Source organism: Vibrio maritimus, assembly GCF_021441885.1.
Classification (GTDB): Bacteria; Pseudomonadota; Gammaproteobacteria; order Enterobacterales; family Vibrionaceae; genus Vibrio; species Vibrio maritimus_B.
In genome coordinates, this window is sequence record NZ_CP090438.1 from 2,254,386 (window position 1) to 2,281,346 (window position 26,961).

Genomic DNA, 26,961 nt, shown 5'->3' on the forward strand with positions numbered 1-26,961 from the left:
TTCTAAAAGTGTTAATTTAGTTTAAACCAGTTAGCGTCTCATTTATGTGATTGCGCTCCAATGGTTATCCCATTGAATCCCCGAGACAAAGGTTTGTTTGGCGAGATCTGCATTTATTTTTACGACCCTGCCTATCCCAGAGCTCACATGAAACTCACCATTTGTTACTACGACTCCAGACGCATCAGGTAACGCATTGATCTCCAGAAGTTCACGCGTTGCTTTATCCCAAATACCATAACAGTTACCTCTTGGAGAGGTCGCTAAAATATGGGATTCAGTTGCAGCGATACTCGCGACATAATGATCAAACCGAGCCCAATCTTCTGGATCTCCACCCAACTCAACAAGCGCCTCCCCTTTACGATGCATCGCGACTAGCGGTACATAATCATCGGGTTCGCCTCGATATTGTTGACCACAAAGGACGGTATGCTCTCCATCATGGGCTAGGTGGCGGATGCTTTTATGTTTATCTTGCAACGATACTTGCTCTAGCAACTCACCCGATTCTGAGAGATAGCTAAGACTTGGGTTCATCGTATCTAGATTAAGTGGCGAGCGACCTTGGGTATGAACACCACCGACACCAACCACTAACCTTCCATCAGACATGGTGATGATTTCGTGGGGTCCAATTCCAAATCCAGAGAACTCTTCAACCTTACGATAGCCATTTTCAACGTCATACACGCCCACGATTCCATGACTTGTCGAACGCTCCCCTTCTGTGGCGTAAAGCCAACGACCGTCGTTCGAGTACACACCATGCCCATAGAAATGGCGATCGCTCTGGGCTGGTATTAGGGTATGAATATTCCCTGAAACATAGCTAAAGACCATGGCGTAGCTGCCAGGACGACGAGCGAACATAACCGCATGCTCTTGGTTTGGCGCAATAGCCACACCATGTCCTCTGCCAGGAAGAGGGATCTGATGCCGCACTTGTCCAGTTTCTGAATACACCACGACTTCGAACTGTCCTTGCCGACGTATTGCACCGCCAATTAAGGCCTCAGACTTGTTCAACGCACCATGGACTTCGCTTACCTTTGAACCGTTATTGTTAGCTGCGCAAGCAGCAAGCAAGGAAGGCGCACAGGTCCCTATCGTTAACGCCTTCGTAAAGTTGCGCTTTGAAATATCAATCGCCATCGGTCGCATTAAACCCTATTACCACACCTAGTTTAATTGATGCTTCTTCGTTAATGAGATACTTAAGCTGCTCCAACTTGTTGAACTGAGCCAGCGCGGTTCTATAGCCCTCTTTAGTCTGTAGCATCTCAAACAGGCTCGATTCTTCTGGCCAGGCTTCAAGGGTATCTTCGAACTGATGTAGGATGTTGTCGGCAAGCGCGACCTCACCTTCCGCTCTCAAAATGTCATCTAAGCCCTCGCCTTGCGCGAGATACAAAGACTGCATCGCAATAATGTTCTCTTTTAAGTTCGAGAGAGAACTGTTTGAACGCCATGACTCAGAAAAGTAAGGGCGTGGCGAGCCTATCTTCGCAAGTGGCCTGGATAGCTTCTTCATGCTGTAGTCGAGCTGATTAGAGAGCATTGCCAAATATTCAGCATGCCAAGCCTTAGTATCCAGTTCAGACCAAGGGTTAATCCTCCAAGCCTCTACAATTGTGTTTGAGCGATCAACCAAAGACTTAGTCACTGCTGCGAGTAGAGAGCATTCTTTATTCCCACCTACACTGATTGTTGATGCAGTGTCATACAATAACCACTCCACTGAGCCTAACCCCTGAACCGTCACACTTTGAGACTGAACAGACGCCATGTCCCAAGAGTCGACCTTAGTTGCTGCCGCCATCTTTCTACCAGTGGTATTTTTCTTATCAGGCCAAAATTGGATGTTCCAGTTTTGCTCCAGTGCGGTGGCAGGGCCTCGTTCTTGTCCCTGAAGGTGCATCCAACTTTCCATCCCCTGTCGCCAAGCTGCTTTCACCTGTTCTAAACTACGATTGGCGCGGCAATATTGAACGCTGTCATCGTGTAGCTGTCGCATCGCATCATTAAAGCGTTTAGCAGAAGCAAATTGGATCTCATAAACGCTTTGACTCTCGTGACTTGTTGACTGTGGGCGATTTTTCTCGATGCCTGCTGATGACTGGCAGCCTGCGAGTAAAATCGCTGCAGCGATGGTGAGTGTTTTATGATTAATCACAGCCATCTCCTTAAAGCGAGTTCAAGAACGCAAGCAGTGCTTCACGCTCTTTCTTGCTCATCGCCAAAACCTGATTTCTAGCGGCTTCTGCTTCACCGCCATGCCACAAAATTGCTTCCGTAAGGTTGCGAGCACGCCCATCATGTAAGAAATAAGTGTGACCATTTACCTCCTGGGTATAGCCAATACCCCAAAGAGGTGGCGTGCGCCAATGTGAACCAGATGCTGCGTACTCTGGACGTCCATCAGACAGCCCTTCTCCCATATCGTGTAGCAATAAGTCTGTGTACGGGTGAATAGTTTGATTCGACAAAGCCGGCAACTCTGCTCTTTGTGCTGTTTGTATGTTCGTTCTATGGCAGTTCTCACAGCCTACTTTTTTAAACAGAACCTCACCTTGCAAAACCTCTGGATTATCGATGCCACGACGCTGTGGCACCGCAAGATGTTGCGTATAGAACTCAACAAAGTTCAAGATTTTGTCACTCACCTCAGGGTCACCACCACTCAGGCTATCAGTGCACAAATCTTGCTTATCCGTGCAGTTCTCCTCGGTGAACAGGGAACTTGTTAAACCGACATCACCATTGAATGCCGCGGCATTTTGCTGCATAAGGTTGGGCTGCCCTGCCTTCCAACCAAAGCGACCTAGTGCCATCTCTTTACTGCGCACATCTAAAACATAGTTAGGGATACCTGCTACCGCTGTGTCGTCTTTTGCCTGCTGCTCAGCAAAACCGAGAATAGTCGCTTCAGGCACCGATTCTAGTAACCCAAGACCAATCATAGGTGGCGCAACTCGTGCAGACATCATCACGTCTGGGTGCATATCGCCGTATGCCAGTTCGACAATGTCTAGGTTTGGCTTACGAAGCATCACACTCGTACCATCTTCAAAACTTACGGCAAGTTCATCGTAAGTAATATGTATTTGACCTTCTGGGTCCATATCAGGAAGCGCAAAATCTTGTAATTGCCCACCATAAGTTGGTTCTGGGATAACACCCGACACTTTCACCGCTTGCTTTTGCTCTTCAGTCGTCGCAGGAATACTCAAACGAACAAGCATAGACACAGCATGCTGGTCATTTTCTTCAGGTGGGTGTCCTCGTCCATCCTTGATATGACAGTTTTGACATCCGTTGGTATTAAACAGTGGACCTAATCCATCTCTAGCATCGGTTGACGCTGGCGCTTGAACCCAAGGGTTTCTGAAAAAGCTGTTTCCGACACTAAAATCTAAGCGCTTACTCATTGGTAAGTTGGCCGCAGGCATCGAATACGCATTGGGTCCGTCTTTCTTAACGGTTGTTTTACCACCAGAGAAGCGGGTTGGTGTTGATTCAGCAGAAACTGAAGTGGCAATTAGGGCTAAAAGCGTAACCCAGATAGTGTTTGATCTAGACATACAGCACTCACAAGTAGAACAACAAAGGGGGCAAGCGCCCCCATTTCAGTGATTAATTATTATGATTAAAACTCGTGGTCAGCAGTGTCTGGGCTTAGGCTGTCAATGCCTACAATACCTGCTGCACGCTCGATTGACCCCGTTTGCGCGACTAGCGCAACGATAGTTTCATTAACGAGTTTGTTGCCTTGTGGGTTATTTGATGCAATCAGCTGATCAAAGTATTGATTATCTTGCTCTGCAGAAGTGACAAGTTTACGAACTTGGGTACGCGCTATGTCGAACTGCTTTTGGATCTCTTTTGCCGCCGTCTTGTCTTTTTGCTCAACAAGATTGGCGATGCTTGGACCATCTACCAGTGTGCCATCTGCACGAACGTAGGTACCTGTGTATACGTTATAAATACCTTGCTCATTGTAATAGTGAGAATTGTGAGTGTTGTCAGAGAAACAATCGTGCTCATCCTCTGTAGAGTTCGCTTCAAGCGCGACTTTCATGCGCTCACCTGCCAGTTCGCCCAGCGATAGCGACCCCATACCAAAGAGCATCTTGCGTAAGCCGTTATCTGCGTTATCAGCAAGAAGCTCCGCACGATAGTTACCTTTCTCTGACGCAGACCACTGCTTTTCCATCCATTCCAGATCTTGAATTAACAGAGCTGAAGCCGCCTTTAGGTATTCTGCGCGACGCTCACAGTTGCCGTTAGTACAGCCTTCGCCAACGACGTAATCTGTATATGGACGTTCGCCTGCCCCTGCGTTAGTACCGTTAAGGTCTTGACCCCAAAGTAGGAATTCAATGGCATGATAGCCTGAAGCAACGTTGGCTTCTGAGCCACCAACTTCATTGAGATCGGCAATGGCTTGAGGTGTGATAGTAGACACGTCTAACGTCGTTGCGCCAATTTTTAAGGTTTCGTTCGCGACAATATTTGCCTGAGCACCTTCGTTACCCAGTTCGTACTGATAATCAGCACTAACGTAATCGATCAAACCCTCATCAAGTGGCCAAGCGTTAAGTTGCCCCTCCCAATCGTCAACGATGGCGTTACCGAATCGAAACACTTCTGTTTGCTGATAAGGAACACGCGACGCGAGCCAAGCTTGTTTCACATCCGCAAGCCCTTTCTCCGAAGGATTCGCTAAAAATGTGTTAATAGATGTGTCTAACTCTTGCGCCGTAATACGAGCGTCAGCAAATACTGCATGCGCAAGATCGGCGTAATGTTCAACAACTTGGTCTTTAGTGACTGCAGAAAAAGCAGACGTAGATGTGATGAGAAATGAGGCGGCAATTGCACCCTTCACTGCGGTTGTTACATTCATGAAAGCATCCTTGTTGAGCTTAATTCTTATTATTTAGTGCGAATTGTTATCATTAACACTATCAACCGCGATAATACCTAGTTACAATTTATTTTCAAGGACGAATACAAAAAAACCTCACAAATGTGAGGTTTTCGTTTCAAAGAATTAACAGCCGGTACTAGAGCTCTAAATGATGCTTTCCGTGAGAGACCTTTGCCTTCAGATAATTCTCATTGCCGTCTTTGATATGGGCACTGGTATTAACGACATCTTCGATATTGATGCCGTGTTCGCGCAGTTCGCGGATCTTTTTCGGATTATTAGTCACTAATCGAATGGAATAAACGTCCAACGCCTGAAGCATCTGCGCCGCTTCTGTGAAGTCTCGCAGGTCATCGCCAAAACCGAGATGGTTGTTCGCTTCGTAGGTATTCATGCCTTCAGACTGAAGCTTGTAGGCATCAAGTTTGTTGTATAAACCAATACCACGACCTTCTTGGCGCAAGTAAAGAATGATTCCACCTTCGCGGCCCATTTTCTGAATGGTTTCCTCTAGCTGTTCCCCACAGTCACAACGCGACGAATGGAAAACATCCCCAGTTAGACATTCAGAATGCATTCTCACTAATGGTAGTGCTTGGTTCTTATCTGCTGCCTTAAAGATGATAGCAACATGTTCTTTGTCGGTGTTCAAACCGCGAAAAGAGAGCATTTCCGCGTCGATATCACTTTTAGCACCGACTTTTAATTGTATTCTGGCACGTACTTCCGCCATCGTATTTCCTAATAGATTATCTGAGGCTATTAGTGAGCTTATCTCAGCCATAGTCTGTTTCTCCAATATGGGAACTATGGGGGCTATTACTTAACTTTTCAACAATAAGATCACTGTGACAAATGTTATATTATAACATTTTGAATTGAAGTAAAACGAAAAAAGCCCCGAGCATGACACTCAGGGCTTTGAAATTCTTATCTTTTCTAAACTGTTATGCTTGCTTTTGTTTCCAAACCGCAAGTTGTACCCAAACGTTTTCAAGCTCAGCCAACTCTTCCTCAGTCAACAGAGACATGGTTTTTGATGTGCTCGAAGCACTCGCACCATTAGACGAACGCAGGTGTGCGTAAAAGTCTTTCTTTAACTGGCTGATCACTGCTTCCACTGCTGTTCCACCTTACGTTTGAGTCGCTCCTTTAACTAGGCATCATACCATCCTGATCAGATCGTACAGCTTTTCTCCCCAGCTATGGAACTGCCATCACAGTTTGGAGTGGTTTTTCTGCCAATTTTCTAAATTTTAACGCTCCTCGGACGATAGCGAACTTTTTGTACTGAACTTTTTTTGGTCCTCTGTACAATATCAGCAAACTTACCAACGAAGTAAAAGCAATGTTGAAAATCATAAGTAACCAAGACTTCGACACGTTTTCTCAAAACGCAAAAGAAGCACCTCGTAAGCGCAGTCATCATAACTTACACGAGCAGTTAGATGCTGGTGTACAACGCTTATTCATCTCAACGGAACCTGATACCTACATGCGCCCTCACCGCCACAGTGAAGAGCACAAATGGGAGTTGTTTTTGGTACTAAAAGGTCAGCTTGACCTATTAATTTTCGATGATGAGGGCAACGTTACTCAACGCCACAGCCTATCACCAGATACGAACCGAGCGATTGAGATCCCACCGGGTACATGGCATGGCTATGCATGCATGGAATCAGGTACGGTCGGTCTAGAAATTAAAGAAGGGGCCTATATTCCAACGCCTCAAGAAGACTTTGCACCTTGGTCGCCAGCAGAAGGTGAAGACGGTGCCAATGAGTACCGAGATTGGATGCGCACGGCTCTTCCTGCATAATCTACTCGTCTTATAAAGCCACTTTGCTGGCTAATGTCCTCAGTCAGTTATGTTTTTGCTGGTAACATCGACCATAATGTTGATAATACTCGCTCCCTAACGCTGACTGAGGATACCTCGTGACCACTCCGGCTTTTTCCACACTAAATCTACCGACTGAATTATTGAGCACATTGGATAGCCTTGGCTATACCAATATGACGCCGATCCAAGCGGACTCTCTACCAAAAATCCTTGATGGTAAAGACATCATCGGTCAAGGCAAAACCGGTTCAGGTAAAACAGCGGCATTCTCACTCGGCTTACTCGCTAACCTCAACGTTAAGCGCTTTCGCGTTCAATCCTTGGTGCTCTGCCCAACTCGTGAACTTGCTGACCAAGTGGCCAAAGAGATCCGTACGCTAGCTCGTGGGATCCACAATATCAAGGTATTGACGCTTTGCGGTGGTATGCCAATGGGTCCTCAAATCGGTTCACTTGAGCACGGCGCACACATCCTCGTCGGTACTCCTGGTCGTATCTTGGACCATCTGGAGAAAGGTCGTATCAATCTTGAAGAACTGAACACCTTGGTGTTAGATGAAGCGGATCGCATGTTGGAAATGGGCTTTAAAGACGCGCTAGACGCTATCATTGGTGAAGCACCACGCGATCGCCAAACACTGCTATTCAGTGCAACCTTCCCCGAGCAAATTCAAGCGATCGCATCAAGCGTGATGAAACAGCCAGAAGTGGTGAAAGTTGAGAGCAAGCACGATCACTCCAGTATCAAGCAGTTCTTCTATCAAACGGAAACGGTCGAAGAGCGCGATAACGCGTTAGAAAACCTTCTGCTGACACATCAACCTGAATCAGCGGTTGTATTCTGTAACACCAAAAAAGAAGTACAAAACGTTGCCGATGAGTTACACCATCGCGGCTTTAGCGTCATTGATATCCACGGTGACCTTGAGCAACGTGACCGTGACCAAGCTTTAGTGCAGTTTGCTAATAAGAGCGTGTCTATCTTAGTTGCAACCGATGTTGCAGCGCGCGGTCTAGACGTCGATAACCTAGACGCGGTCTTCAACTACGAGCTATCTCGCGACCCAGAAGTTCATGTACACCGCATCGGGCGTACAGGTCGTGCTGGTAACAAGGGGCTGGCGTTTAGCTTCTATAGCGAGAAAGAGTTCTATCGCGTGGCACGCATTGACGAATATTTGGATATGCCTATCGAGCCAAGCATCTTACCACCAGCATCATCAAATCGTCCTTACCAAGCTAAGATGACAACAATTCAGATCCAAGGTGGTAAGAAACAGAAGCTTCGCCCTGGCGATATCCTAGGCGCGTTAACAGGTGATAAAACGCTATCGGGCAGTCAAATTGGCAAGATCAATATGTTCCCAATGAACGCTTATGTGGCGGTAGAGTCATCGATTGCCAAGAAAGCACTCGGCAAGATCACCAACGGTAAGATGAAGGGGCGTAACTTCCGCGCTCGTATTATTAAGGCCTAGCCTAAACGGTATGACCTTATAGAGACAGTGTGATGGATGAAAAGGGGCAACCTTGTTTGCAACGTCCGCATCCATCGCACTGCTGCTCATTGACGACAGGCAAGCTGTCGTCCTCAAGTTGAATGGCATTTTGTGGACATGCTTCCTGGCATAGGTAGCAATCGCCAAACAGTGCATTCTGACAGCTTGGCAAGAAGCTTGGCCGCAATCCATTATCAATGGTGCTGCCATGTAGAGCGCCTGTCGGGCAGCTTTTACTGCACTCTCCGCACTGGCTGCAATACCCGTAATCCAGCGTTAGCTGCGCTAACTCACCTTCGATGGCAATAACTTGCTCAGGGCATGCCTTTTGACATTCCCCACAACCATCACAGATTTGTTGAAACAGCACCTCTTCTATGGCTTTCGGAGGCCTTGGTACCAGTCGGACAATCTGCTCAGCACTTAACGTCGCGGTAAGCGAATCGCCAGACTCAGTGGGAGTACGAGTCGCGCCATTTGTCAGAGCACGAAACAAACCACGACGGCTGATCGTCTTGTGTTCCATATAGGCTTTTACGTATTGCTCATCACGACTCATCATCTTTCCTGTCATCTAGCGTTAGCGGTATAACTTCACAGCTTTCGGTGTTAGCTCTAATAGCTCTTGCACTGCCTCACACCATTGAGAAACCAACGACGCAAGCTGTTGATAGCTTTTAGTCCTGGCATGTTCTTGTACCAACTCGAAGTAGCGATAGCACCAAGTGAGTAAGTGTTCGGCAAATAAGGCCTTCACGGTATCAATATCTTGTTGCTGCTCAATCAATTGACTCACCGCAAACAGCATCAAACCAATCTGGTCCTCAGGTTCTCGCATGCCTGTATCGAGCTCGATGTCGTGCTGGCGCAGGAACTGACGGTAAGCAACGGTGCTATCACCGAAGATCACCTCTTCCTTGTCGGTATACACGGAGCCCCAAGGCGGCGCTAACATGACTTCTCCACCCTCGAACAGCAGAAAAAAGTCTTGATTGAGCGAGTCAGGGAGTTCGGACTGAACGGTATTGCACCAAGCCTGAATATCACTGTCGGCCAGCGCTACATCTTGCGACAACGCTTGGATCAAGGTTTGGTTGTTACTATCAGTCAGTGGAAAGTACAAAAGTGAGCCGAACACTTTTGCCATGGTTTGCAGGCTTTGAAGATCAATAACGTCTGATTGTGACATGAACTAAGATTACCAAGTTATTCTAAACAATAAAGTTGAGTGTAATAGAGGGCAGGCACAAACGCCTACCCTCCTCACTCATTACATGCCAGCGGTCATGTGAAGACCGAAGAACACGCTGCGACCAATTAGCTCTGCAACCATAACCATCGCAAAACCGATCACCGCGATTGGCATTGAGCGTGATTCAGAGCGCATTGCCCAAACCCATGCAGCAATACCAGCAAACACCAGTACAAAGCGTAGGTTCTGAATTTCTGCCATGTTTGGCACAAGCTCAGCGGCTGATACGATTGCTGAATGAATGCTTGGTAGCGAACCCACCATGGAGATCGTCGTCATCACCAGCGCTAGGCCTGCAACAGATGCAACAATCGCCGTAATCTTACCAAGCCTAGGACACTCAAGTTTCGCACTACGCATCAAAATAAGTGACAGCATCACGCCACACACCACTGCCGTTAGTGCAAAAGATTGACCGGTAAACGGCGTATCCCAAGTTGGAACCGTGTCAATGATATACACATTGGTCATCGCGTACATAAACACTACGCCAATTACCATTGCCGCCACTAGCAAGCCTTTGCGAATCGCTTCGCTGCCTTTGTCGATAACCGACAGCAACCAGTAGATACCACCCAAGCCAAAGAACATTGAGCCAAAGAGGATCTCGCGTGATAACCACGAGGTACCCACTTGATTCAAAGCGTTAATAGCGCGCGTCGGGCTACCTAGGTGCATGGTTGAAGCCATAAAGCCAAGTCCCATAAACACCCAGATAAAGAACATATTACGAGTGATGCCCGTTTTCACGTGCGCATCTGCTTTGCCAAACAGTGTGATTAGACCCATCACGATAAACGCACCGACCGCAGTTTGTGCAAATACAGTGAAGAAAATCAAAGGCCATTCATGCCATCCCATCTTAGACCTCCTTAGGGTTTGCTAGGTGACCAGTCGTGTCATTAGTTGGACGCGCATGACGGTTTGGCTTGATCACAATATTAGGTTTCGTCAATGACGATGACGGAAGCGGTGCCACATCGGCGTTGGTACCGTACTTCGCGCGAAGCTCAGCAATTGGACCGAACTCCAGTGCACGCAATGGGCAAGAGCCAACACAGATAGGTTCAAACCCTTCTGCTACGCGCTCAAAGCAGCCGTCACATTTCGTCATATGGCCCTTTTCTTTGCTGTACTGCGGTGCGCCGTATGGGCACGCGTTAGCACAGTGTTTACAGCCGATACACACCTTTTCATCGACGATAACGAAGCCGTCTTCGCGCTTATGCATTGCACCTGACGGACATACTTTCGCACACGCAGGCTCATCGCAGTGGTTACAGGCAATAGAGGTGTAGTAAGCGAATACGTCCTGACGATAGGTACCATTCTCCTCTACCCAGTTGCCGCCAGCGTACTCGTACACGCGGCGAAAGCTGCGGTCGACACCCAAATCTTTAAAGTCTTTGCAAGACAACTGGCAGGTTTTACAGCCAGTGCACTTACTCGAGTCGATATAAAAACCGTATTGTTTCATGAGTTAGTCCTTACGCCTTCTTAACCAGTTGAACTTCGACAAGGTTGGTGTGTTGTGGGTTACCCTTCGCCAATGGACTTGGCTTTTGGGAGGTTAACACGTTGATTGAACCGTTATGGTCCACCTTATTGCCATCTGGTGCGTACCAAGCGCCCTCACCCAGAGCCACAACACCTGGCATCATTCGTGGGGTGACTTTGGCGTTGATTCGAACTTCACCACGGTCGTTATAAATCTTGATGCGATCGCCATTTTTGATTCCGCGACGCTCAGCGTCCATTGGGTTGATCCACATCTCTTGTTGAGCTGCTTGCTTAAGAACATCAACGTTACCGTAGGTTGAGTGGCAGCGAGCTTTAAAGTGGAAGCCGGTGAGTTGCAACGGGTACTTGTCGCGCATTGGCGAGTCCCAGCCTTCAGACGTGCTGACATAAATTGGAAGCGGGTGAATCACATCGCCCTCAGGTAGCTCCCATTCCGCTGCCAGTCTCGCTAGCTCTTCAGAATAGATTTCAACCTTGCCAGACGGTGTCGTCAGAGGGTTATTCTCAGGATCTTCACGGAATGCTTGGTAAGCAACGTAATGACCATTCGGGTCGCTACGCTTAACGATGCCCTGCTTGCGAACCGTTTCAAAATCCGGCAGAGAAGCATCTAGCTTCAAGGTTTCAGCGTAAAGATGACGCAGCCAACCTTCCTGATCGCGGCCTTCAGTGAACTCACGACCCACGCCCATGCGTTCCGCTAGATCAGAACAGATCTGGTAGATGCTGCGCGCCTCAAATTGAGGTTCAATCGCTTTATCTGCAAAGATGAAGTAAGGCATGTTCGCCGCTTTACCATCCATACAGAAGTCCGCCTGCTCTGACGTAGTGAGGTCAGGAAGAATAATGTCCGCATATTTAGCAGAAGACGTCATGTGGTTATCAATCACCACAATCATCTCACACGCCTTGTCATCTTGAAGGATGTCATGAGTACGGTTGATGTCTGAGTGCTGGTTGATAATACAGTTACCTGCGTAGTTCCAGATGAACTTGATTGGCACATCTAGCTTATCTTTACCACGTACACCATCTCGAGTTGCCGTCATTTCTGGACCACGAACAATCGCATCAGTCCAAAGGAACATAGAGATAGAGGTCTTGATTGGGTTTTCAAGTGTAGGGAAACGGACAAATGGAATGTTGTAGTCCGACTCACGTGCACCAGAACCACCACCATGGATGCCTAGGTTACCAGTCAGCAATGCCAGCATAGCGATAGCGCGAGAGGCAATCTCACCATTTTGAGTACGTTGCAAGCCCCAGCCTTGGTAGATCGCACATGGCTTAGTTGAGCCAATTTCACGTGCTGTCCTAATGATGATATCGACCGGAATACCCGTGATAGGCGCTGCCCATTCCGGCGTTTTCTCAATGCCATCTTCACCTAGACCAAGGATGTATGACTTATAGTCGCTATTCGCTGGTGCTGATGCTGGCAAGGTCTTCTCGTCGTAGCCGACACAGTATTTGTCTAGGAATTCTTGGTCTACCAAGTCTTCTTTGATCATGACATGAGCCATTGCCGCGATAAAGGCAGCATCTGTACCAGGCTTGATTGGGATCCACTGATCCTCATGACCTGCTGCAGTATCGTTATAACGCGGATCGATCATAATCATGCGCGCATTGGATTTGGCTTTGCTTTCAATCAAGTGGTGAATCAAACCGCCGCCCGACATGCGAGTTTCTGCAGGGTTGTTACCGAACTGAACGATAAGCTTGCTATTCTCCGTATCCGAGAACGAGTTACCGTTTGCCCAGCCGCCGTAGGTGTAACTAAGACCTTTAGCAATCTGTGCAGTTGAGTAGTCACCATAGTGATTCAGGTAACCACCTGTTAGGTTCATTAGACGGGCAATCAACGACTTACCCGGAGGCCAAGACTTAGTTACCGTACCGCCAAGCGTGCCCGTACCGTAATTCAGGTAGATCGCTTCGTTGCCGTATTCTTTCTTGATGTGGTCAAGGCTGTTAACGATCTCAGTGTAAGCCTCATCCCAAGAGATGCGCTTGAATTTACCTTCACCACGCTTGCCGATGCGCTTCATCGGATACTTCAGGCGGTCAGGATTGTATACACGGCGTCGCATTGAACGACCACGCAAACAAGCACGCACTTGCACATCTTTATTGGCGTAATCATCGTTACCTGTGTTGTCGGCATCGACCCACTTAATCTCGCCGTCCACTACGTGCATACGCAGAGGGCATCGGCTACCACAGTTAACGGTACATGCGCTCCAAACGACCTTTTCATCGCCTGGTGCTGATTTGGTTTCTGCGTGTGCAGATTTGAAGGGGAGAGAGATGGCACTTGTTGCCGCTGCGAGACCACCAATGGCCGACGAGGATTTGATAAATCCTCGACGCGTCAACGACGGCGTCAATAATTGCTTCAGTTTATTAGTCATATGGACATGCTCGATTATAGTTATGCATCATCACGTCCATGTTACAAACGAAAAGCCGTGCCACAGTTGACTGAAATCAACTCTACTACTTAATAGGTAATTTCTTACAATTTCTTGTCATTTAGTGGAATATTTTTAGAACACTTATTTATAAAAATTAATAATTTATCACCACCTCGAAAGGCAGGTGTTTATATTGATAATTATTCACTGTTAGGAATGCGAATTACTACCAAATTGACGCCTAATTTGTGTGCAAAATTCCCGACCAACTTTCAGTACTTCTCCATTTAATTTGTCTAGACTGAGACACTATTCTGGATGCGCTCGATGAGAGAAGTAGTAATCATTGGGTGAGCTTTTCCTCCCGTAAGTAGTGCAATATCAACATTTGGAAGCGGCGGCATATCTGCCAGTTCAACTACACCCGACCCCATCGAAACTCTGCCCATTACACCAATACCTAACCCGCTCTTTACCATTCCTCTCTGCGCAGATGCAGTATTGCAACACGCGAGCAGTTGATGGGCTTGCCCCTGCTTAGTCAGGGAGTCAATCGCGGCCGCATGATATTTACAATCTGCTTGAAACAAAACCAACGGAAGTACATCGACAGAGAGGTCAAAGTTCTCTGCAACAATCCATACACCTTGGTCGGAATAAAGCCAGTACCCCTCTTCACTATTCGGGGAGCGAGTAACGATGGCTGCGTCTAATTTTCCCTCATCGAGCCATTCTCTCAACACAACGCTTGGTTGGCTGAAGACTTGGATGGAACACAAAGGTTCATACTCACGGATCGCACCGATGATCTTCGGTAGCAATGATTCATTGTAATCTTCAGGGCATCCGAGCCTCAGTGAACGCTTATTTTGATAGCGTTTGATTTTATTTAGGCTACTATCGTGAAGCTCTAGGATCTGCTTGGCATCTGCTCTTAAAGTAATACCCGCTTCGGTAAGCACCACATTGCGACCTTCTTTCTCAAATAATGGTGCCCCTACTTCAGACTCTAGCTTCTTCATTTGCGCACTGAAGGCAGATTGGGTTCGGTTAATTTGTTTGGCGGCTCTTGTGAAACTTCCGGTTTCAGAGAAGGCAAGAAAGCTTCGCAGTGACTCTATATCCATACTGTCGCTACCTATCGATCCTTTGAATGATACCCATCAAAACTTTGCGTTAGTCCTCCATCAAACCATTGATTATGATAAAAATCAAACAAGCATAGGAGGCAAAATGAAACTGTATATTGGAAATCAAAACTACTCGAGCTGGTCACTCAGAGCATGGCTTATTTTTGCCCAAAATAACCTCGACGTTGAAGTAGAGAAACTCACGCTCTTTACACCGGAGTTTTATCAAACGCTCTCAGAAATCACGCCAACAGCGAAGGTACCCACGCTCGTAGACTCAAACGTCACTACGTGGGATTCTCTGGCTATTCTGGAATATGTCAATGAGCAATATCTCGATGGCCGCTGCTGGCCAGAGTCACCTTCAGAGAGAGCGAAGGCGCGTGCGTTAGCGAGTGAGATGCATTCTGGATTTATGGCGCTTCGTAACGAACTTCCAATGAACTGCCGTGCACGCCGTCACGTTGAGCTCAGCGAATCAGCGCTTGCGGATATCCAAAGAATCGATGCGATGTGGTCAGAGCAAATGAGTCTTTTCCCCGAACAATGGTTATTTGGAGAATGGTCCATCGCAGACGCCATGTATGCACCCGTGGCACTTAGATTCAGAACCTACGGAGTTAAGCTCAGTGAGCCTGCTCAACGCTATCAAGAGAAGGTGCTATCGAGTGCGGCGATCTTGAGGTGGCTTGCAGAAGCCAGTTCGGAAAGCGATATCGTTGCTGAAGATGAAGCTGGTGTGGAAGTCGAGTAGCTAGCGGAGTGGTTGGTCTTCGCTAACCACTCTAATCCATCACCAACTGATCGGTACATAAAATGTAACAGCTCACTTCCAACCTTGTAGCCACATTTCTTTATCTTTGAGCTCTCGCCAATCCATATCTAAAGCTCGCTTTGACATAATCGCCTCTAGCTGACAACCGATGACCAAGCCCTCCTCATCACGATCCACATCCACCACAATGAAGTGCTTTTCTTTCTGTTTTGGGCTCACTGCGGTCCATTTGCTGTTCAGTAACTTATTGGGATTAAACTTGTTTATCTCTGAGTTCATAAGATTCGATACCAGTTGTTTGTCTCTTCCTATTCCACGCAACTGCCAGGGATTCGATCAGTGACTGAAACCCATTTATCACAGCGACTGACCATTTATCTCCGTTAATCACCGTTTATCGCATTTCGTCACACGGCTTATAAACAACACGTAAATTGAAGGCAAACCTATCGCAAGGAGTCGACATGATTACGTTTAACCATCTCAGTAAAAGTTACCCATTAGGACAGTCTTCAGTACAAGCACTCAAAGCGCTTTCTGGTGACATTCAAACGGGTGAGATTGTTGCACTTTGTGGACCTTCAGGCTCCGGGAAGAGCACCCTACTTAACATCCTTGGATTACTAGATACACATTACGACGGCGATATTCACTTTGCTGGAAACATCATTAGTAAATGTCCAAAGGCGCTGACACGATTTCGCCGAGAGAACATTGGCTTTGTGTTTCAACGATTCAACCTGATCCCCGTTATGTCAGCATTAGAGAACGTTGCTTATCCGCTAATGCTCAACAAAGTGCCTTATTCAAAACGTATGGAGCAAGCTGAATATTGGCTTGAGCGTGTTGAGCTTAGTCATGTTAAACATCATCGTCCCGACCACCTTTCTGGCGGTCAACAACAACGAGTCGCTATTGCACGAGCCCTGATCCACAACCCACAACTCGTCATCGCCGATGAACCGACAGCAAGCTTAGACAGTGAGTCAGCAGCACAAATCGTCGAGTTGATGAAGCAACTAAGCCACGAGCAAGGCACCACTTTTGTCGTAGCCACCCACGATGTTCGAATGTCGAGTCGCTGTGACAGAACGATCCACCTTGTCGATGGGACTTTGTCTTCCCATGCCATCAACTAAAACCAACATCACTCGTCAGTAAGGAAGCACCATGATTCAGTCTCAACTACAAGGTTTCAAAGCCGCCAGTTTGTATCTGGTCAGAAACAAACGCAGGACCCTACTTTCACTCATTATTGTGGCGATTGCTATTTTTGCGATTACGGCTGCTGCGGGATTTGGGCTATTTACCTATCAAGCGCTAGAACGTTCAACCGCCAATGACGTCGGACATATCACTATCAGCCAACCGGGTTACTTTGAGAAAGAAGAAGATATGCCACTGCAAAACGGCATCGATGATTACTTGAAGCTCAAACGCTTGCTAGAAGGCTCTATCGATAGCAAGGGTATACAGCCAAGAGTCTATTTCTCTGGCTTGATCTCAAACGGTCGCAAGTCTTCAATCTTCGTTGGCAATGGCGTCGAACCGAGCGAATTTGCTCTGCGAAAGAATTTCATTGGCTTGCAGTCTGGCAGTACCTTATCAGCAGAAAGCCAAAACGGCATCATGCTGGCAAATGAACTGGCTAATAACCTGTCAGTGGGCATTGGGGATTGGGTAACGCTACTTGCGACCACGAGCGACGGCGTACTGAATGCCATGGACTTCGAAGTCGTAGGACTATACTCCACCGGCGTTCCAGAACTCGACAAACGACAGATTCATATTCAACTATCGAGCGCTCAATCGTTACTGGCATCAACGAAGGTAAGCGCCGTTTCCATTTATCTAGACAACACCCGTTTAACCGCACCAGCAATGCAAGTGGTATCAAATACGCTGCACAACAATGCTGAATTTTCAGGATTGCAACTTACACCATGGTATGAACGCGCGTTCTTCTATCACAAGGTTCGCGGCTTATATAACAGCATCTTCGGCGTGCTCGGCATAGTACTTAGTCTCGTGGTCTTTGTAGCCCTGTTCAACACCATGTCAATGACAGTATCAGAGCGAACTCGCGAAATCGGTGCCTTGTCTGCTATGGGCAGTTATCCACGTGAAATCATCGCCATGTTCGTTCGAGAGTCTATCGTCATTGGCTTGGTAGGCAGCGTTTTGGGCGCCCTACTCGCCTGGGTAACCACGCAAGTGTTAAAGGTTGCCGCTATTCAAATGCCACCACCACCAGGACGCAGCGAAGGCTACCCATTAGAACTGGTCTTTTCTCAGGATGTCGCGGTCAGCGCGGGTGTCGTCGTCATCATTATTTGTGTATTCGCTGCCTTTATCTCAGCCAGAAAAGGCACCAAACGTCCTATTACGGAGGCACTGGCTTATGTTTAATTGGATTAAAAAACAACGCATTGTAGCCGCTTCGCTCTTACTGTTTTCATTCAGCGGCAATGCCGCTACCGATCAGAAAGCGCTTATTGACGCATCAACTTCTGCAGCCGAGATTCTGGTAATGGCAGATAAGTACCGACTTGAAGACGAAGCCGCAAAAGTCGTGACGGAGGTCTCTCTCTTTCAGGACGGACAACTCGATAAAACACGCCAATATGAAGTTTATTTACGCCCTAACCGCGAATCACTGGTGTTATTTAAATCTCAGGTCGAGCAAGGTCAAAAGATGCTTATGTTAGGCGACAACTACTGGCTTGTGATGCCTAAAAGCCGACGTCCAATTCGCATCACCCCCATGCAGAAACTGCTTGGTGATGCCTCGGTAGGCGACGTATCTACCCTGACTTGGAGTCAGGATTACACTGGGACCATTGTCTCAGATAGCAAGGCTGGCAACATCTCAGACGTGCCAACACTGCATCTATCACTCACCGCAAAAACGGCGGGCGCAAGTTACCAGTCGATAGACCTATGGGTCGAGAAAGAGAGCGGATTTCCAGTTCGTGCGGACCTTTACCTTACCTCTGGCAAGCTTGCCAAAAAAGCCGTATTCGAATCTGGTGAACGACAAGGTAGCCGACGAGTCGTCACCATGACGCTTCTCGATCAAATCCAAGAGAACAAAAAAACCGTCATCAACTATCAGGATGTCGCGCCTTATGAATTAGCGGATAAATACTACAACCCAGCTTATCTATCAAAGAATAAGCGAGTGGAACTATGAGAACTTCCAGCGTTCCACTTTTCACAATCAAACCGTCATTTTTTTGTTGTGGCTGGTTAAAGACGACACTTGTAAGTGGCGCGCTGGTGTTATCTTTGCAATGCCAAGCAAGCTCACACTCGAAATGGGGTGATGTAGCTGTAGAGACCGACTATCAAGTTAATCTGCAATCCATAGGTTCAGGTGACAGCGTGTTTGTCCCTAATAATGGTGACTCAAGTCGTGAGCAAATCAACGCGCTACTTGATATCAGTGCACACTATAAGTCCATCAGCGGCAATGTCGCACTGCTTGGCACTTCGCTCTACGACAATGGAAAAGCCCCCCAACGTCAGGTTGAAGCTGTCATCACGTCCCTTACTTACGAAACCAGTCTGATACTAGGAGACACCGATTGGGATCTCTTGCTCGGCAAAGCAAGACTTGATTGGGGAGTCGGCTATGGCTACCGCGTATGGGACATTTTCACCCCGTATCGACGAAACCCCGTTGGTATTCAAGTGGAGGAAGGAGCTGGCACCGTTGCGCTTTCACACTATGGCGTGGAATCGGAGTGGACCTTGATTGCCACTGACTCTAGTTGGACGCAACTCGACACCACAGAGTATGGCAAAGCCAACCAGCAGCAAGGGTTTGGCGGTAAGTACTACCGTTTGATGGGTGACCTAGAGGCACAAGTTATCGCTTACTATGACAATGTTCGGGAAGGGCTTGTAGGTGGCAGCCTAGTTAATGTGTTCAACAATGCTTGGTCAGGTCACAGTTCTCTATCCTATTCGCGCTCCTATCAGGGCTACGATTTTGAACCTGGACGCCCTGCGCAGCTTCGTAAACAAAGTCATGCGACGCAAGTTTTGGTGGGAGGCACTTGGTCTCACGCTTCGGGTATCAGCGTTATTGGGGAATACTGGTATGACTCACGCGCATGGCATAAGGACCAATGGCAGCAGGCGCATGACTACGCGAAACAGAATCCAAGTCCAATTTCTGCGTCTTATGCTCTTGGCTACACTCAGCAAAATATGGTCCAACACAACATCATGCTGCATAGCCGCTTGGATCCTCTTTTTTGGACTCAGTGGGATTGGAGTAAAGACAGTCGCATATTACAAAACATGAAACCCCGTCTCGACCTTCTCATTGCGCCAGAGGATGGCGGTGTTATTGCCACACAATGGATCGATTTCGAGCTGATCGATACTGGTGACAGTAACCTCAATCTAGAGTTTGCAGCGCGATTCGTGACTGGTGAGTCAAACTCGGTGTATGCAAACCTACCTGATACCTATAACATATTGATTAATCTAAAAGGACGCTTCTAAATGATGATTCCAATATCAGAGAACAGCTGGGCTCGCTCACTATTCATTACGACTCTGTTTTGTGCAGGTATCGCTGTTATCACCGCATCGATTTGGGTAGCCCCCTACTTCGAGAACTTAATGATCAGCCTTGGCTATGGCTACAGTGCAGTGCTCATGTTTTGGCTTATCGAGCGTTTCGTTCCGCAACTAAAAGATAAGCGCACCCTCTCTCTGGCAATCTCGCTCCTTTTAGCGGTCACGCTCGGCACCGCTCATGCCTACCTGTGGGTAAGCAAATACCCCGGATTCGATGTTTGGCAGGGCATTAAACCCATCTTACTGCTTGGCGTCATTTTTACGGCTGTCTGTTTCTACTTCTTCTACATGCAAGAGCAAAAAAATAAGCTTCAACAAGCTCTCGAGCACTCAAAACGAGAAAAAGTCGAACAGGAAAAAACGCTGATTGAGTCTGAACTGAAGCAGCTACAAAGTCAGATAGAGCCACATTTTTTGTTCAATACACTCGCCAATGTCAGTGCCTTGGTGGATCAGGATCCAGCACAGGCGAAGCATATGCTGGATAAACTAACTCAGCTACTTCGAGCATCGATGGCCCGCCATCGAGTCAATCAAGTTTCAGTAAAATCTGAAGTCGACTTAATTGACGCCTATTTATCGATACAGAAAGTCCGTTTGGGTCCTCGACTGAATTTTGAGTTCATTATCGCGGATGCGGTGAAGCAACAACTTATCCCGCCCTACCTATTGCAACCATTAGTCGAAAACGCCATTAAACATGGTATTGAGCCCAGCATTGACGGTGGTACAGTGACGATACGAGCACGCTCTGATGCGCAGCAATGTATCCTAGAGGTGATTGATAACGGATTAGGTCTCTCGTTGGACAACACCGCCAGCACAGGTCATGGGATTGGGATTCAGAACGCCAAATCGCGTCTCAGTGCTTTATATCAAGACAGAGCAAAACTGATTATCAGTGAAAACCAAACCGGCGGCGTTACTGCAACGATCAAATTACCATTAGAGCACCCAACACCATAGCGGAGGCGACATGAAAGCACTTATCGCAGATGATGAACCCCTATTGCGATTTCACCTAGACAAGATGTTGGCAGAGGTGTGGCCAGAACTTGAGGTAGTGGCTCGATGTGAAAATGGCGAACAAGCCCTTGCCGAGCTTGAGAACGCGTCGATAGATATCGCATTTCTTGATATTCAAATGCCAGGGAAGTCAGGGATAGAGGTAGCGCAGATAATCGCTAAGTCTCATCAAGATTCTTCGACGCCAGCGCCTTTGGTCATTTTCATTACCGCATTTGATCACTATGCAGTGAGTGCGTTCGAAGCCAACGCTATCGACTACCTGTTAAAGCCTCTGCAAGAAGATCGCCTCATCGATGCGTGCAACAAAGCTAAATCACGCCTCAAAGCGAGTGGCGGAAGTCCTGATTTAAACGCGATTGTCGCCAATCTAGAAAAGCTTTCGATCAACACAACCCCGCAGTTTGCGAAATGGCTAAAGGGCAGCAAGCAAGACGAGATCCACCTTATCTCTGTTGATGATATTGCCTTCCTCAGGGCAGAAGACAAATACGTTACTCTTGTCACTGCCGACAATCGAGAATACGTGCTACGAAGTACCATCAAAGAACTGGCTACGCAGCTCGACCCAGATAGTTTCTGGCAGATCCATCGCTCAACCATGATTAATCTACACAAGCTCGAAAAAGTGAAAAAAGACCTCACGGGCAAAATGAATGCCTATATTGCCGGGCACAAACTTCCTGTCAGCCGCGCGTTGCAGCACTTGTTTAAATAGTGGTGACCTACTCCTGCCAATCCGAGAAGTGTTTAACTAAATAGTCTATCGCCATTCGCGCCCTTACCGGCAAGAAGCGGCGATTTTGATACACAATCCAACTACTCGATCCTTTACCCCAAAATGGTTCGAGAACTGGCTTTAATGTTCCCGACGCGAGTTTGTTTCCAAAGCTACTACGAGGCAGGTAAGCGATCCCTAAGCCTTCTTCACATGCCTGAAGAATGGCGTTGGAGTTATTGCTTCTCCACCGACCGCTGACCCGAATAGCACTCATCGGCTTGCCCTCTTTTTCGAACTGCCAGTGGTCATTGTTGGCGATGATACAACTGTGCTGCGCAAGATGATTCGGGTGAGTCGGTTCTCCAAATTGATCTAAATACCTTTGACTTGCAGCGGCCGCCATCGGTCTATCCACCAGCTTTCTGGCGACTAAGCCTGAATCACTCAGGCGACCATAGCGAATAGCAAAGTCGACCCCATCTTCAATGAAATTGACCATCCGAGTATTAAAATCCATCTCAACAGAAAGATCAGGATATTGCTTAGCAAATGTCATCAAAGCGGGAGCAACATAGTTCTCTGCAAATGCGCCTGCCGCACTTACACGCAAGGTACCGCTCAACTCAATCTGCTGAGATGAGAGTCGCTCATTCGCTTGCTGCAAACCAATGACCAGTTCTTTACACTGCTGGTAATAGACCTGCCCAGCGTCAGTCAAACTGACCATTCGTGTCGAGCGAGCAAGCAGTGCTACCCCTACTCGTTCCTCTAGCCGTGAAACTTGGCGGCTCACATGGCTGGTGCTGCAACCAAGCAACTTGGCCGCAGCGGAAAAACCATGACTCTCTGCCACAGCAACAAACTCGTTAATCCCTTCAAAACTCTCCATTACCACTCCAACCGCCATTATCTTTGCTAAATAGCAATAATGTTTTTCTATTCTAGATGATTATCACTCATTTGATTTGCAATTAATATCAATACGTACAAACAAGAACCCGTCAGCTCAAAGGAACGAATTATGAAAAAAGTACTCATCCCAGTGACCAACCACGCCACTCTCGGTGACACTGACCAAGCGAACGGCACCTATGCCCCTGAGCTTACTCACGCTCTAAGTGAAATTCTCAAGGCAGGTTTCGAGTACGATATTGCTTCTATTCAAGGTGGTAAAGCGCCGCTTTACGGCACAGATATTGAGGGTGATACCGTCAATGCCGATCTTCTGGCGAATGATGACTTTCAAAACCGCATCAACAACACCATCCCTGTGTCTCAGGTAAACGGCGAAGAGTACGATGCCATCTTCTACCCTGGTGGCTTTGGCTTGCTGTCAGATCTAGCGACCGATGAGTCGTTCGCAAACATTGCTGCAAAGCACTATGAAAATGGCGGCATCATCGCGGCAGTCTGTCACGGACCTGGGGCACTACTGCCAATTACACTAAGCTCAGGGGAAAAGCTTCTCGCTTCAAAATCCGTCACAGGGTTCACGCGAGAGGAAGAAATCGACTTTGGCACTATCGACGCGATTCCTTTTTTACTAGAAGAGTCATTGGCTCGCACAGCCAGTCGTTATAACAAGGTGCAGCCATGGCAAGAGTTGGTCATCGTAGATGAGCGCGTGATTACAGGTCAAAACCCAACTAGCGCACACGGTGTTGGTAAAGCACTGGTTGAAAGCCTTAGCTAATCTAAAAAGCTAATCCTAGAAGTTAAGCTCGTAATTATGTCTCAAAGCCCTAAATAGTCTAACTTAGGGCTTGTTTCTATCAACCGCTAAACACTTGGGTGTCTGGATAAAACGCATACCAAGCAAACCAAAACAGTAAGGTAGACGCCATTGCCTGACCGTCTTCATCGGTGACCCATGCCGATTGATTTTCACTATCCCAGTGAATCTTGTATGAGGCGTTATCAAATGAATAATCAAACTGCGCCTTACCTTGCTTCTCGAGCTCACTAAATGGAAAGGCAATAGCACTGCCATCGACCAACAGCCCTAATACCATCTCTTTTTGGTGGTACGCACTTGGCGCTTGATTTGCCACAGGAAAATAGACATTGGGGTGTTCTCCATAGCCAGCATAAGGATCGCGATTATAGTCTCGTCGATACCCAGTGTCTGTCGAGAGCACTTGGGTATCTGGGTACCTTTGAAGCCAGTTAGACCAACGTGATAATATCATTGGGACCTGCTTTAGCTTACTGCCAACCTGCGGCCCCGCCACGGCTTCGCCATGAATTTGCGACCACAGCGATTCCGTCTGTCTGTCGTACATCAACACATCTGAGCTATACAGAAGGCCAGAAACACCAAAGTCCAGCTCTCGTTGACCATCACCCTCTGGTTGGCTTTCAAACGCCATGCCGCTGCCGCAAAGTGGACAATAACTCACGACGACGCGCTCACCTCCAACGGTATCATTAACGATTTCGTGCCAATTCAAAATGCTCAATGGATAAGCTTTCGCTTCACCGTTGATCACCAAACCAAGTATGATATCTCTTGGTTTCATACTCTGAGCTTTACGCCCTGATTCAAATTTTGGGTCGGTAAGTGCTGGGATACCGTCTCTAGGCGGACCGCCACTTTGGACCAAGTTCAACGGCACGGTTGCATTTTCTAGGCTAAATCCATTAAGTGTTTTGGCAACGACTAACGAAGGAGTAAATAGAATTAAGGAAAGGGAAAATAGGGTAAGAATAGAACGCATATTGCTCTCCTCATAGCAGCCACTTATCAGACAGACCGCTAATGAGGAGAATCGCTTTCAGAGATTAGCCATTTGTTTGTTGAAACGCTTGAACAAACTCGTCATAACGTGCGCGGTTAACGCCTGCATCACTGTATCCGGTGCGAGATTGAGAACGATAATGCATCACACCATTGTCGGCATCGAAATAAAGCTCTACGTCGTCATGAAAACGCATCAGGGGTGTTGTAAAAACCGCATGAACGTAATCGCCGCTATCCGTTACCACCTCGTTGCGTCCCAACGTTTCTAGCGCTGCCAATGCGCGCGCTTTTGCCGTCGCGAGATCATCAAAGGCAATCGGTTGAACCTGTTTTTCTGGGATTTTAGTCTGCGATGAGACGGCATTAGGTGTGGAAGGCATGCGCGCCAACTGTCCACCATCCACGCCCAAATACGACGGCATACTATTGTTTTTGTAAAACATGTAACCGATGAGAACCAGGGCTAATGTAGTGATAATTTTGCTAATCATGAACCGTCCTTTTACTGTTGGCTGCGAGAGTTGTCTCTCTATTTTTCCAATTGAATGAATAGATTACACACTATAGTCGATTCTGGTCAAACCAGATCACTTCGTCCTACAAAATCGCTGCCTGAGTCAAAATCCTAGTCAAAGAAATCAATAACCAGCTTGTTGTTCTCAACCGTCACTTTAGGATTCGACGATTTAAGCAGCGACTGCTTAACTGTGCTCTCATCAAGTTGGTACACCGGATAACTCGATACTGCATTACCAATCAAAGATACTGCAGGCTTAATCAGCTGCCTTATTTCTGGCGTCAGTATCGAACCATCCTCATCGAGCCGCTCTAGACGGAGTGACTTTAGAAACACTTCGCCCGTCTCTTTTTTATACTCTGGGATGGCGCTAAACTCGATGTCCAAATCCAAACTCATATCTGGTTGGCTCATCATTTGGAGCTCCGCAGTGGTGTTGGCGTACACCGCGACTCTGTCTTTGTCAGCGCGGCCAATATTCACTTTTAAGTCGTCGACAGAAATTTTGGCGTAAAGAACATCTTCAATACCGACTGCCCGATCAAGCTTTAGGTTTTGATTTAGATAATCCGTCATCTCTTGCTCAGTAACGCTGTAACTCACACACCCAGACAGACTAAGCAAGAGAACAAACAGCCCGAAAAACTTGGCAGAGAACAATGTATTCATCAGAAAAGGCTCCTAGAAAAGAGTGAAGCGCATACCGCATATCTTGTTAAAAGATAGGGGCTTATAAAAAAACAGGCAAGCACTAAGTGCCTGCCTGTTTTTTCAATATTCATGTTCTACAACGAGCTAACTGACTGACCACTGAGACAGTGAGCGCTTAAAGTCCTCATAACCAAACTCGTTGAGTTTCTCGATGTTGCCCGATGAACGTTCGCAATAGATTGATGGCATTTTCAATCCATTAAACCAGTTCAACTTCACCATGGTATAGCCTGCGCTATCCATAATATGTAGCTGCTGACCTACTTTTAGCGGCTCGTCGAAGTTAGCCACACAGAACTGGTCGCCAGCGAGGCAAGAGCAAGATCCAATCACGTATTCATGCTCACCTTCTGAGTTAGCTTCCAGAATGGATGCTGGCTCATCGTAGATCAGCGTATCCAAGCGGTGGGCTTCAGTCGCTGAGTTAACAATCGCCGTCTTCTTCTCATTCTCGACAATATCTACCACGGTCACCACAAGATCGGTGGTTTTCGTGATGATGGCTTCACCCGGCTCCAGATACATCTGGACACCGTGTTTTTCAGAGAAGGCTTTTAGAGCAGCACCAAGCTTATCAATATCGTAGCCTGGCCAAGTGAAGAATACGCCGCCACCCATGCTCACCCAATCAAGCTTGTCGAGGTGATCGCCAAACTGCTCAGAGATCGCATCAAGCAAACCAATAAATGCATCCACATCTTTGTTCTCACAGTTCATGTGGAACATGACGCCATCGATACTATCAAATACCGAAGAGTCGATATGGTCAGCTTGCACACCAAGACGAGAGTACTTACGCGCTGGGTTCGCTAGATCTTGCCCTGCGTAGCTCACGCCTGGGTTAAGTCTAAGTCCCAAAGATGCCTTGCCCTCAACAATATGGCGGTAAGCCGCTAACTGAGACTGAGAGTTAAAAATCATCTTGTCACAGATATCCGCCACTTCGCGTACATCGTCTTCAGTGTAACCCACACTGTAAGCGTGCGTCTCTCCACCAAAGGTTTCATGACCAAGCTTTACCTCAAATGGACCACTACTGGTTGAGCCATCTAGATACGGTTTAATGATGTCGAAAACACCCCAAGTTGAGAAACACTTTAATGCGAGAACCAGCTTAACACCTGAGATCTCTTTGAGGTGTTTGGCCTTTTCTAGGTTTTCGATCAGCTTAGATTCGTTGATCATGAAGTATGGGGTTTTGAGTTGAGATTTGTTCATGGTTTGCGTTCCGGGTGATGATTGGGGATTTTAGCAGGTTTTGGGGATTGGTGGTTTACCCCTCC

General features: G+C 47.3%; 28 protein-coding genes. 10 read left to right on the top strand and 18 right to left on the bottom strand.

Features of this window, described 5'->3' with window-relative positions:
- Positions 1-42: 42 nt before the first annotated feature.
- The 6 genes from LY387_RS10220 to LY387_RS10245 all read right to left on the bottom strand — a co-directional run bounded on the left by LY387_RS10220 (position 43) and on the right by LY387_RS10245 (position 6,054).
- The gene (locus LY387_RS10220) at positions 43-1,164 is read right to left on the bottom strand and encodes a DUF1513 domain-containing protein (RefSeq protein WP_234494014.1); all 1,122 of its coding nucleotides are present in this window, start codon (positions 1,162-1,164) and stop codon (positions 43-45) included.
- A complete protein-coding gene (locus LY387_RS10225) occupies positions 1,145-2,173 on the bottom strand; it encodes an imelysin family protein (protein ID WP_234496098.1) in 1,029 nt (342 codons plus the stop codon). The genes LY387_RS10220 and LY387_RS10225 overlap by 20 nt, the downstream gene beginning before the upstream one ends.
- Before the next feature lie 13 nt (positions 2,174-2,186).
- Positions 2,187-3,584 (bottom strand): di-heme oxidoredictase family protein, encoded by a 1,398-nt coding sequence (locus tag LY387_RS10230; RefSeq protein WP_234494015.1) that lies wholly within the window; start codon positions 3,582-3,584, stop codon positions 2,187-2,189.
- Between the two features lie 65 nt (positions 3,585-3,649).
- Positions 3,650-4,909, bottom strand: a complete 1,260-nt coding sequence (locus LY387_RS10235; protein WP_234494016.1) for an imelysin family protein — start codon at positions 4,907-4,909, stop codon at positions 3,650-3,652.
- A gap of 160 nt (positions 4,910-5,069) precedes the next feature.
- The gene (locus tag LY387_RS10240) at positions 5,070-5,666 is read right to left on the bottom strand and encodes a GTP cyclohydrolase II (RefSeq protein WP_234494017.1); all 597 of its coding nucleotides are present in this window, start codon (positions 5,664-5,666) and stop codon (positions 5,070-5,072) included.
- 214 nt (positions 5,667-5,880) lie between these two features.
- A complete protein-coding gene (locus tag LY387_RS10245; protein ID WP_234494018.1) occupies positions 5,881-6,054 on the bottom strand; it encodes a hypothetical protein in 174 nt (57 codons plus the stop codon).
- Between the two features lie 227 nt (positions 6,055-6,281).
- On the opposite strand from LY387_RS10245, the gene LY387_RS10250 reads away from it, so the two are divergent.
- Entirely contained in the window at positions 6,282-6,752 is a 471-nt protein-coding gene (locus LY387_RS10250; protein WP_234494019.1) for a WbuC family cupin fold metalloprotein, read from the top strand.
- Positions 6,753-6,871: 119 nt separating this feature from the next.
- Positions 6,872-8,254, top strand: coding sequence for an ATP-dependent RNA helicase DbpA (dbpA, locus tag LY387_RS10255; protein ID WP_234494020.1), 1,383 nt, complete (start codon positions 6,872-6,874; stop codon positions 8,252-8,254).
- A 16-nt stretch (positions 8,255-8,270) separates the two neighbouring features.
- Here the strand turns inward: dbpA and LY387_RS10260 are convergent, their stop codons facing one another.
- The 6 genes from LY387_RS10260 to LY387_RS10285 form a co-directional block, all read right to left on the bottom strand.
- Positions 8,271-8,837 (bottom strand): ferredoxin-type protein NapF, encoded by a 567-nt coding sequence (locus LY387_RS10260; RefSeq protein WP_042477454.1) that lies wholly within the window; start codon positions 8,835-8,837, stop codon positions 8,271-8,273.
- A gap of 18 nt (positions 8,838-8,855) precedes the next feature.
- The gene (locus LY387_RS10265; RefSeq protein ID WP_234494021.1) at positions 8,856-9,464 is read right to left on the bottom strand and encodes a TorD/DmsD family molecular chaperone; all 609 of its coding nucleotides are present in this window, start codon (positions 9,462-9,464) and stop codon (positions 8,856-8,858) included.
- An 81-nt stretch (positions 9,465-9,545) separates the two neighbouring features.
- Positions 9,546-10,388 carry a DmsC/YnfH family molybdoenzyme membrane anchor subunit gene (locus LY387_RS10270; protein WP_234494022.1) on the bottom strand — a complete coding sequence of 281 codons (843 nt, stop codon included), beginning with the start codon at positions 10,386-10,388 and terminating at the stop codon, positions 9,546-9,548.
- A 1-nt stretch (position 10,389) separates the two neighbouring features.
- The gene (locus tag LY387_RS10275) at positions 10,390-11,004 is read right to left on the bottom strand and encodes a DMSO/selenate family reductase complex B subunit (RefSeq protein WP_042477459.1); all 615 of its coding nucleotides are present in this window, start codon (positions 11,002-11,004) and stop codon (positions 10,390-10,392) included.
- A 10-nt stretch (positions 11,005-11,014) separates the two neighbouring features.
- Positions 11,015-13,462, bottom strand: a complete 2,448-nt coding sequence (locus tag LY387_RS10280; RefSeq protein WP_234494023.1) for a DmsA/YnfE/YnfF family dimethyl sulfoxide reductase — start codon at positions 13,460-13,462, stop codon at positions 11,015-11,017.
- 299 nt (positions 13,463-13,761) lie between these two features.
- Complete coding sequence (locus tag LY387_RS10285) at positions 13,762-14,592, bottom strand: LysR family transcriptional regulator (protein WP_234494024.1); 831 nt, start codon at positions 14,590-14,592, stop codon at positions 13,762-13,764.
- A 106-nt stretch (positions 14,593-14,698) separates the two neighbouring features.
- On the opposite strand from LY387_RS10285, the gene LY387_RS10290 reads away from it, so the two are divergent.
- Positions 14,699-15,349, top strand: coding sequence for a glutathione S-transferase family protein (locus LY387_RS10290; protein ID WP_234494025.1), 651 nt, complete (start codon positions 14,699-14,701; stop codon positions 15,347-15,349).
- Between the two features lie 72 nt (positions 15,350-15,421).
- On the opposite strand, the gene LY387_RS10295 is transcribed toward LY387_RS10290, so the two are convergent.
- Positions 15,422-15,637, bottom strand: coding sequence for a TIGR02450 family Trp-rich protein (locus LY387_RS10295; protein ID WP_234496099.1), 216 nt, complete (start codon positions 15,635-15,637; stop codon positions 15,422-15,424).
- 197 nt (positions 15,638-15,834) lie between these two features.
- Between LY387_RS10295 and LY387_RS10300 the strand changes: the two genes are divergently transcribed.
- From LY387_RS10300 to LY387_RS10325, 6 genes are read left to right on the top strand one after another with little or no spacing between them, the layout of a single operon-like run.
- Entirely contained in the window at positions 15,835-16,509 is a 675-nt protein-coding gene (locus LY387_RS10300) for an ABC transporter ATP-binding protein (RefSeq protein ID WP_234494026.1), read from the top strand.
- A 31-nt stretch (positions 16,510-16,540) separates the two neighbouring features.
- The gene (locus LY387_RS10305) at positions 16,541-17,779 is read left to right on the top strand and encodes an ABC transporter permease (protein WP_234494027.1); all 1,239 of its coding nucleotides are present in this window, start codon (positions 16,541-16,543) and stop codon (positions 17,777-17,779) included.
- Positions 17,772-18,563, top strand: a complete 792-nt coding sequence (locus tag LY387_RS10310; protein ID WP_234494028.1) for an outer membrane lipoprotein-sorting protein — start codon at positions 17,772-17,774, stop codon at positions 18,561-18,563. Before LY387_RS10305 ends, LY387_RS10310 begins: the two co-directional genes overlap by 8 nt.
- A complete protein-coding gene (locus tag LY387_RS10315; RefSeq protein ID WP_234494029.1) occupies positions 18,560-19,885 on the top strand; it encodes a hypothetical protein in 1,326 nt (441 codons plus the stop codon). Before LY387_RS10310 ends, LY387_RS10315 begins: the two co-directional genes overlap by 4 nt.
- Positions 19,886-20,929 (top strand): sensor histidine kinase, encoded by a 1,044-nt coding sequence (locus tag LY387_RS10320; RefSeq protein WP_234494030.1) that lies wholly within the window; start codon positions 19,886-19,888, stop codon positions 20,927-20,929.
- Between the two features lie 10 nt (positions 20,930-20,939).
- Complete coding sequence (locus LY387_RS10325) at positions 20,940-21,707, top strand: LytR/AlgR family response regulator transcription factor (protein WP_234494031.1); 768 nt, start codon at positions 20,940-20,942, stop codon at positions 21,705-21,707.
- Between the two features lie 7 nt (positions 21,708-21,714).
- Here LY387_RS10325 and LY387_RS10330 read toward each other — a convergent pair whose 3' ends face one another.
- Positions 21,715-22,599 carry a LysR family transcriptional regulator gene (locus LY387_RS10330; RefSeq protein ID WP_234494032.1) on the bottom strand — a complete coding sequence of 295 codons (885 nt, stop codon included), beginning with the start codon at positions 22,597-22,599 and terminating at the stop codon, positions 21,715-21,717.
- 132 nt (positions 22,600-22,731) lie between these two features.
- Here LY387_RS10330 and LY387_RS10335 point away from each other — a divergent pair, with 132 nt between their 5' ends.
- Entirely contained in the window at positions 22,732-23,403 is a 672-nt protein-coding gene (locus tag LY387_RS10335; RefSeq protein WP_234494033.1) for a type 1 glutamine amidotransferase domain-containing protein, read from the top strand.
- A gap of 79 nt (positions 23,404-23,482) precedes the next feature.
- On the opposite strand, the gene LY387_RS10340 is transcribed toward LY387_RS10335, so the two are convergent.
- The 4 genes from LY387_RS10340 to nspC all read right to left on the bottom strand — a co-directional run bounded on the left by LY387_RS10340 (position 23,483) and on the right by nspC (position 26,896).
- Complete coding sequence (locus LY387_RS10340) at positions 23,483-24,427, bottom strand: DUF3179 domain-containing protein (protein WP_234494034.1); 945 nt, start codon at positions 24,425-24,427, stop codon at positions 23,483-23,485.
- A gap of 64 nt (positions 24,428-24,491) precedes the next feature.
- Entirely contained in the window at positions 24,492-24,941 is a 450-nt protein-coding gene (locus LY387_RS10345) for a DUF1499 domain-containing protein (RefSeq protein ID WP_234494035.1), read from the bottom strand.
- A gap of 134 nt (positions 24,942-25,075) precedes the next feature.
- On the bottom strand, positions 25,076-25,636 hold the full coding sequence (locus LY387_RS10350) for a DUF1439 domain-containing protein (RefSeq protein ID WP_234494036.1): 561 nt from the start codon (positions 25,634-25,636) through the stop codon (positions 25,076-25,078).
- 126 nt (positions 25,637-25,762) lie between these two features.
- The gene (gene nspC, locus LY387_RS10355) at positions 25,763-26,896 is read right to left on the bottom strand and encodes a carboxynorspermidine decarboxylase (RefSeq protein WP_234494037.1); all 1,134 of its coding nucleotides are present in this window, start codon (positions 26,894-26,896) and stop codon (positions 25,763-25,765) included.
- Between the last annotated feature and the right edge of the window lie 65 nt (positions 26,897-26,961).

Coding starts and splice junctions, on each gene's coding strand:
- LY387_RS10315 (WP_234494029.1), top strand. CDS start 18,560: ATGAGAACTTCCAGCGTTCCACTTTTCACAATCAAACCGTCATTTTTT.
- LY387_RS10340 (WP_234494034.1), bottom strand. CDS start 24,427: ATGCGTTCTATTCTTACCCTATTTTCCCTTTCCTTAATTCTATTTACT.
- LY387_RS10260 (WP_042477454.1), bottom strand. CDS start 8,837: ATGATGAGTCGTGATGAGCAATACGTAAAAGCCTATATGGAACACAAG.
- LY387_RS10345 (WP_234494035.1), bottom strand. CDS start 24,941: ATGATTAGCAAAATTATCACTACATTAGCCCTGGTTCTCATCGGTTAC.
- LY387_RS10265 (WP_234494021.1), bottom strand. CDS start 9,464: ATGTCACAATCAGACGTTATTGATCTTCAAAGCCTGCAAACCATGGCA.
- LY387_RS10330 (WP_234494032.1), bottom strand. CDS start 22,599: ATGGAGAGTTTTGAAGGGATTAACGAGTTTGTTGCTGTGGCAGAGAGT.
- LY387_RS10230 (WP_234494015.1), bottom strand. CDS start 3,584: ATGTCTAGATCAAACACTATCTGGGTTACGCTTTTAGCCCTAATTGCC.
- LY387_RS10320 (WP_234494030.1), top strand. CDS start 19,886: ATGATGATTCCAATATCAGAGAACAGCTGGGCTCGCTCACTATTCATT.
- LY387_RS10240 (WP_234494017.1), bottom strand. CDS start 5,666: ATGGCGGAAGTACGTGCCAGAATACAATTAAAAGTCGGTGCTAAAAGT.
- LY387_RS10305 (WP_234494027.1), top strand. CDS start 16,541: ATGATTCAGTCTCAACTACAAGGTTTCAAAGCCGCCAGTTTGTATCTG.
- LY387_RS10280 (WP_234494023.1), bottom strand. CDS start 13,462: ATGACTAATAAACTGAAGCAATTATTGACGCCGTCGTTGACGCGTCGA.
- LY387_RS10350 (WP_234494036.1), bottom strand. CDS start 25,636: ATGAATACATTGTTCTCTGCCAAGTTTTTCGGGCTGTTTGTTCTCTTG.
- nspC (WP_234494037.1), bottom strand. CDS start 26,896: ATGAACAAATCTCAACTCAAAACCCCATACTTCATGATCAACGAATCT.
- LY387_RS10285 (WP_234494024.1), bottom strand. CDS start 14,592: ATGGATATAGAGTCACTGCGAAGCTTTCTTGCCTTCTCTGAAACCGGA.
- LY387_RS10300 (WP_234494026.1), top strand. CDS start 15,835: ATGATTACGTTTAACCATCTCAGTAAAAGTTACCCATTAGGACAGTCT.
- LY387_RS10335 (WP_234494033.1), top strand. CDS start 22,732: ATGAAAAAAGTACTCATCCCAGTGACCAACCACGCCACTCTCGGTGAC.
- LY387_RS10270 (WP_234494022.1), bottom strand. CDS start 10,388: ATGGGATGGCATGAATGGCCTTTGATTTTCTTCACTGTATTTGCACAA.
- LY387_RS10220 (WP_234494014.1), bottom strand. CDS start 1,164: ATGCGACCGATGGCGATTGATATTTCAAAGCGCAACTTTACGAAGGCG.
- LY387_RS10275 (WP_042477459.1), bottom strand. CDS start 11,004: ATGAAACAATACGGTTTTTATATCGACTCGAGTAAGTGCACTGGCTGT.
- LY387_RS10290 (WP_234494025.1), top strand. CDS start 14,699: ATGAAACTGTATATTGGAAATCAAAACTACTCGAGCTGGTCACTCAGA.
- LY387_RS10235 (WP_234494016.1), bottom strand. CDS start 4,909: ATGAATGTAACAACCGCAGTGAAGGGTGCAATTGCCGCCTCATTTCTC.
- LY387_RS10310 (WP_234494028.1), top strand. CDS start 17,772: ATGTTTAATTGGATTAAAAAACAACGCATTGTAGCCGCTTCGCTCTTA.
- LY387_RS10325 (WP_234494031.1), top strand. CDS start 20,940: ATGAAAGCACTTATCGCAGATGATGAACCCCTATTGCGATTTCACCTA.
- LY387_RS10250 (WP_234494019.1), top strand. CDS start 6,282: ATGTTGAAAATCATAAGTAACCAAGACTTCGACACGTTTTCTCAAAAC.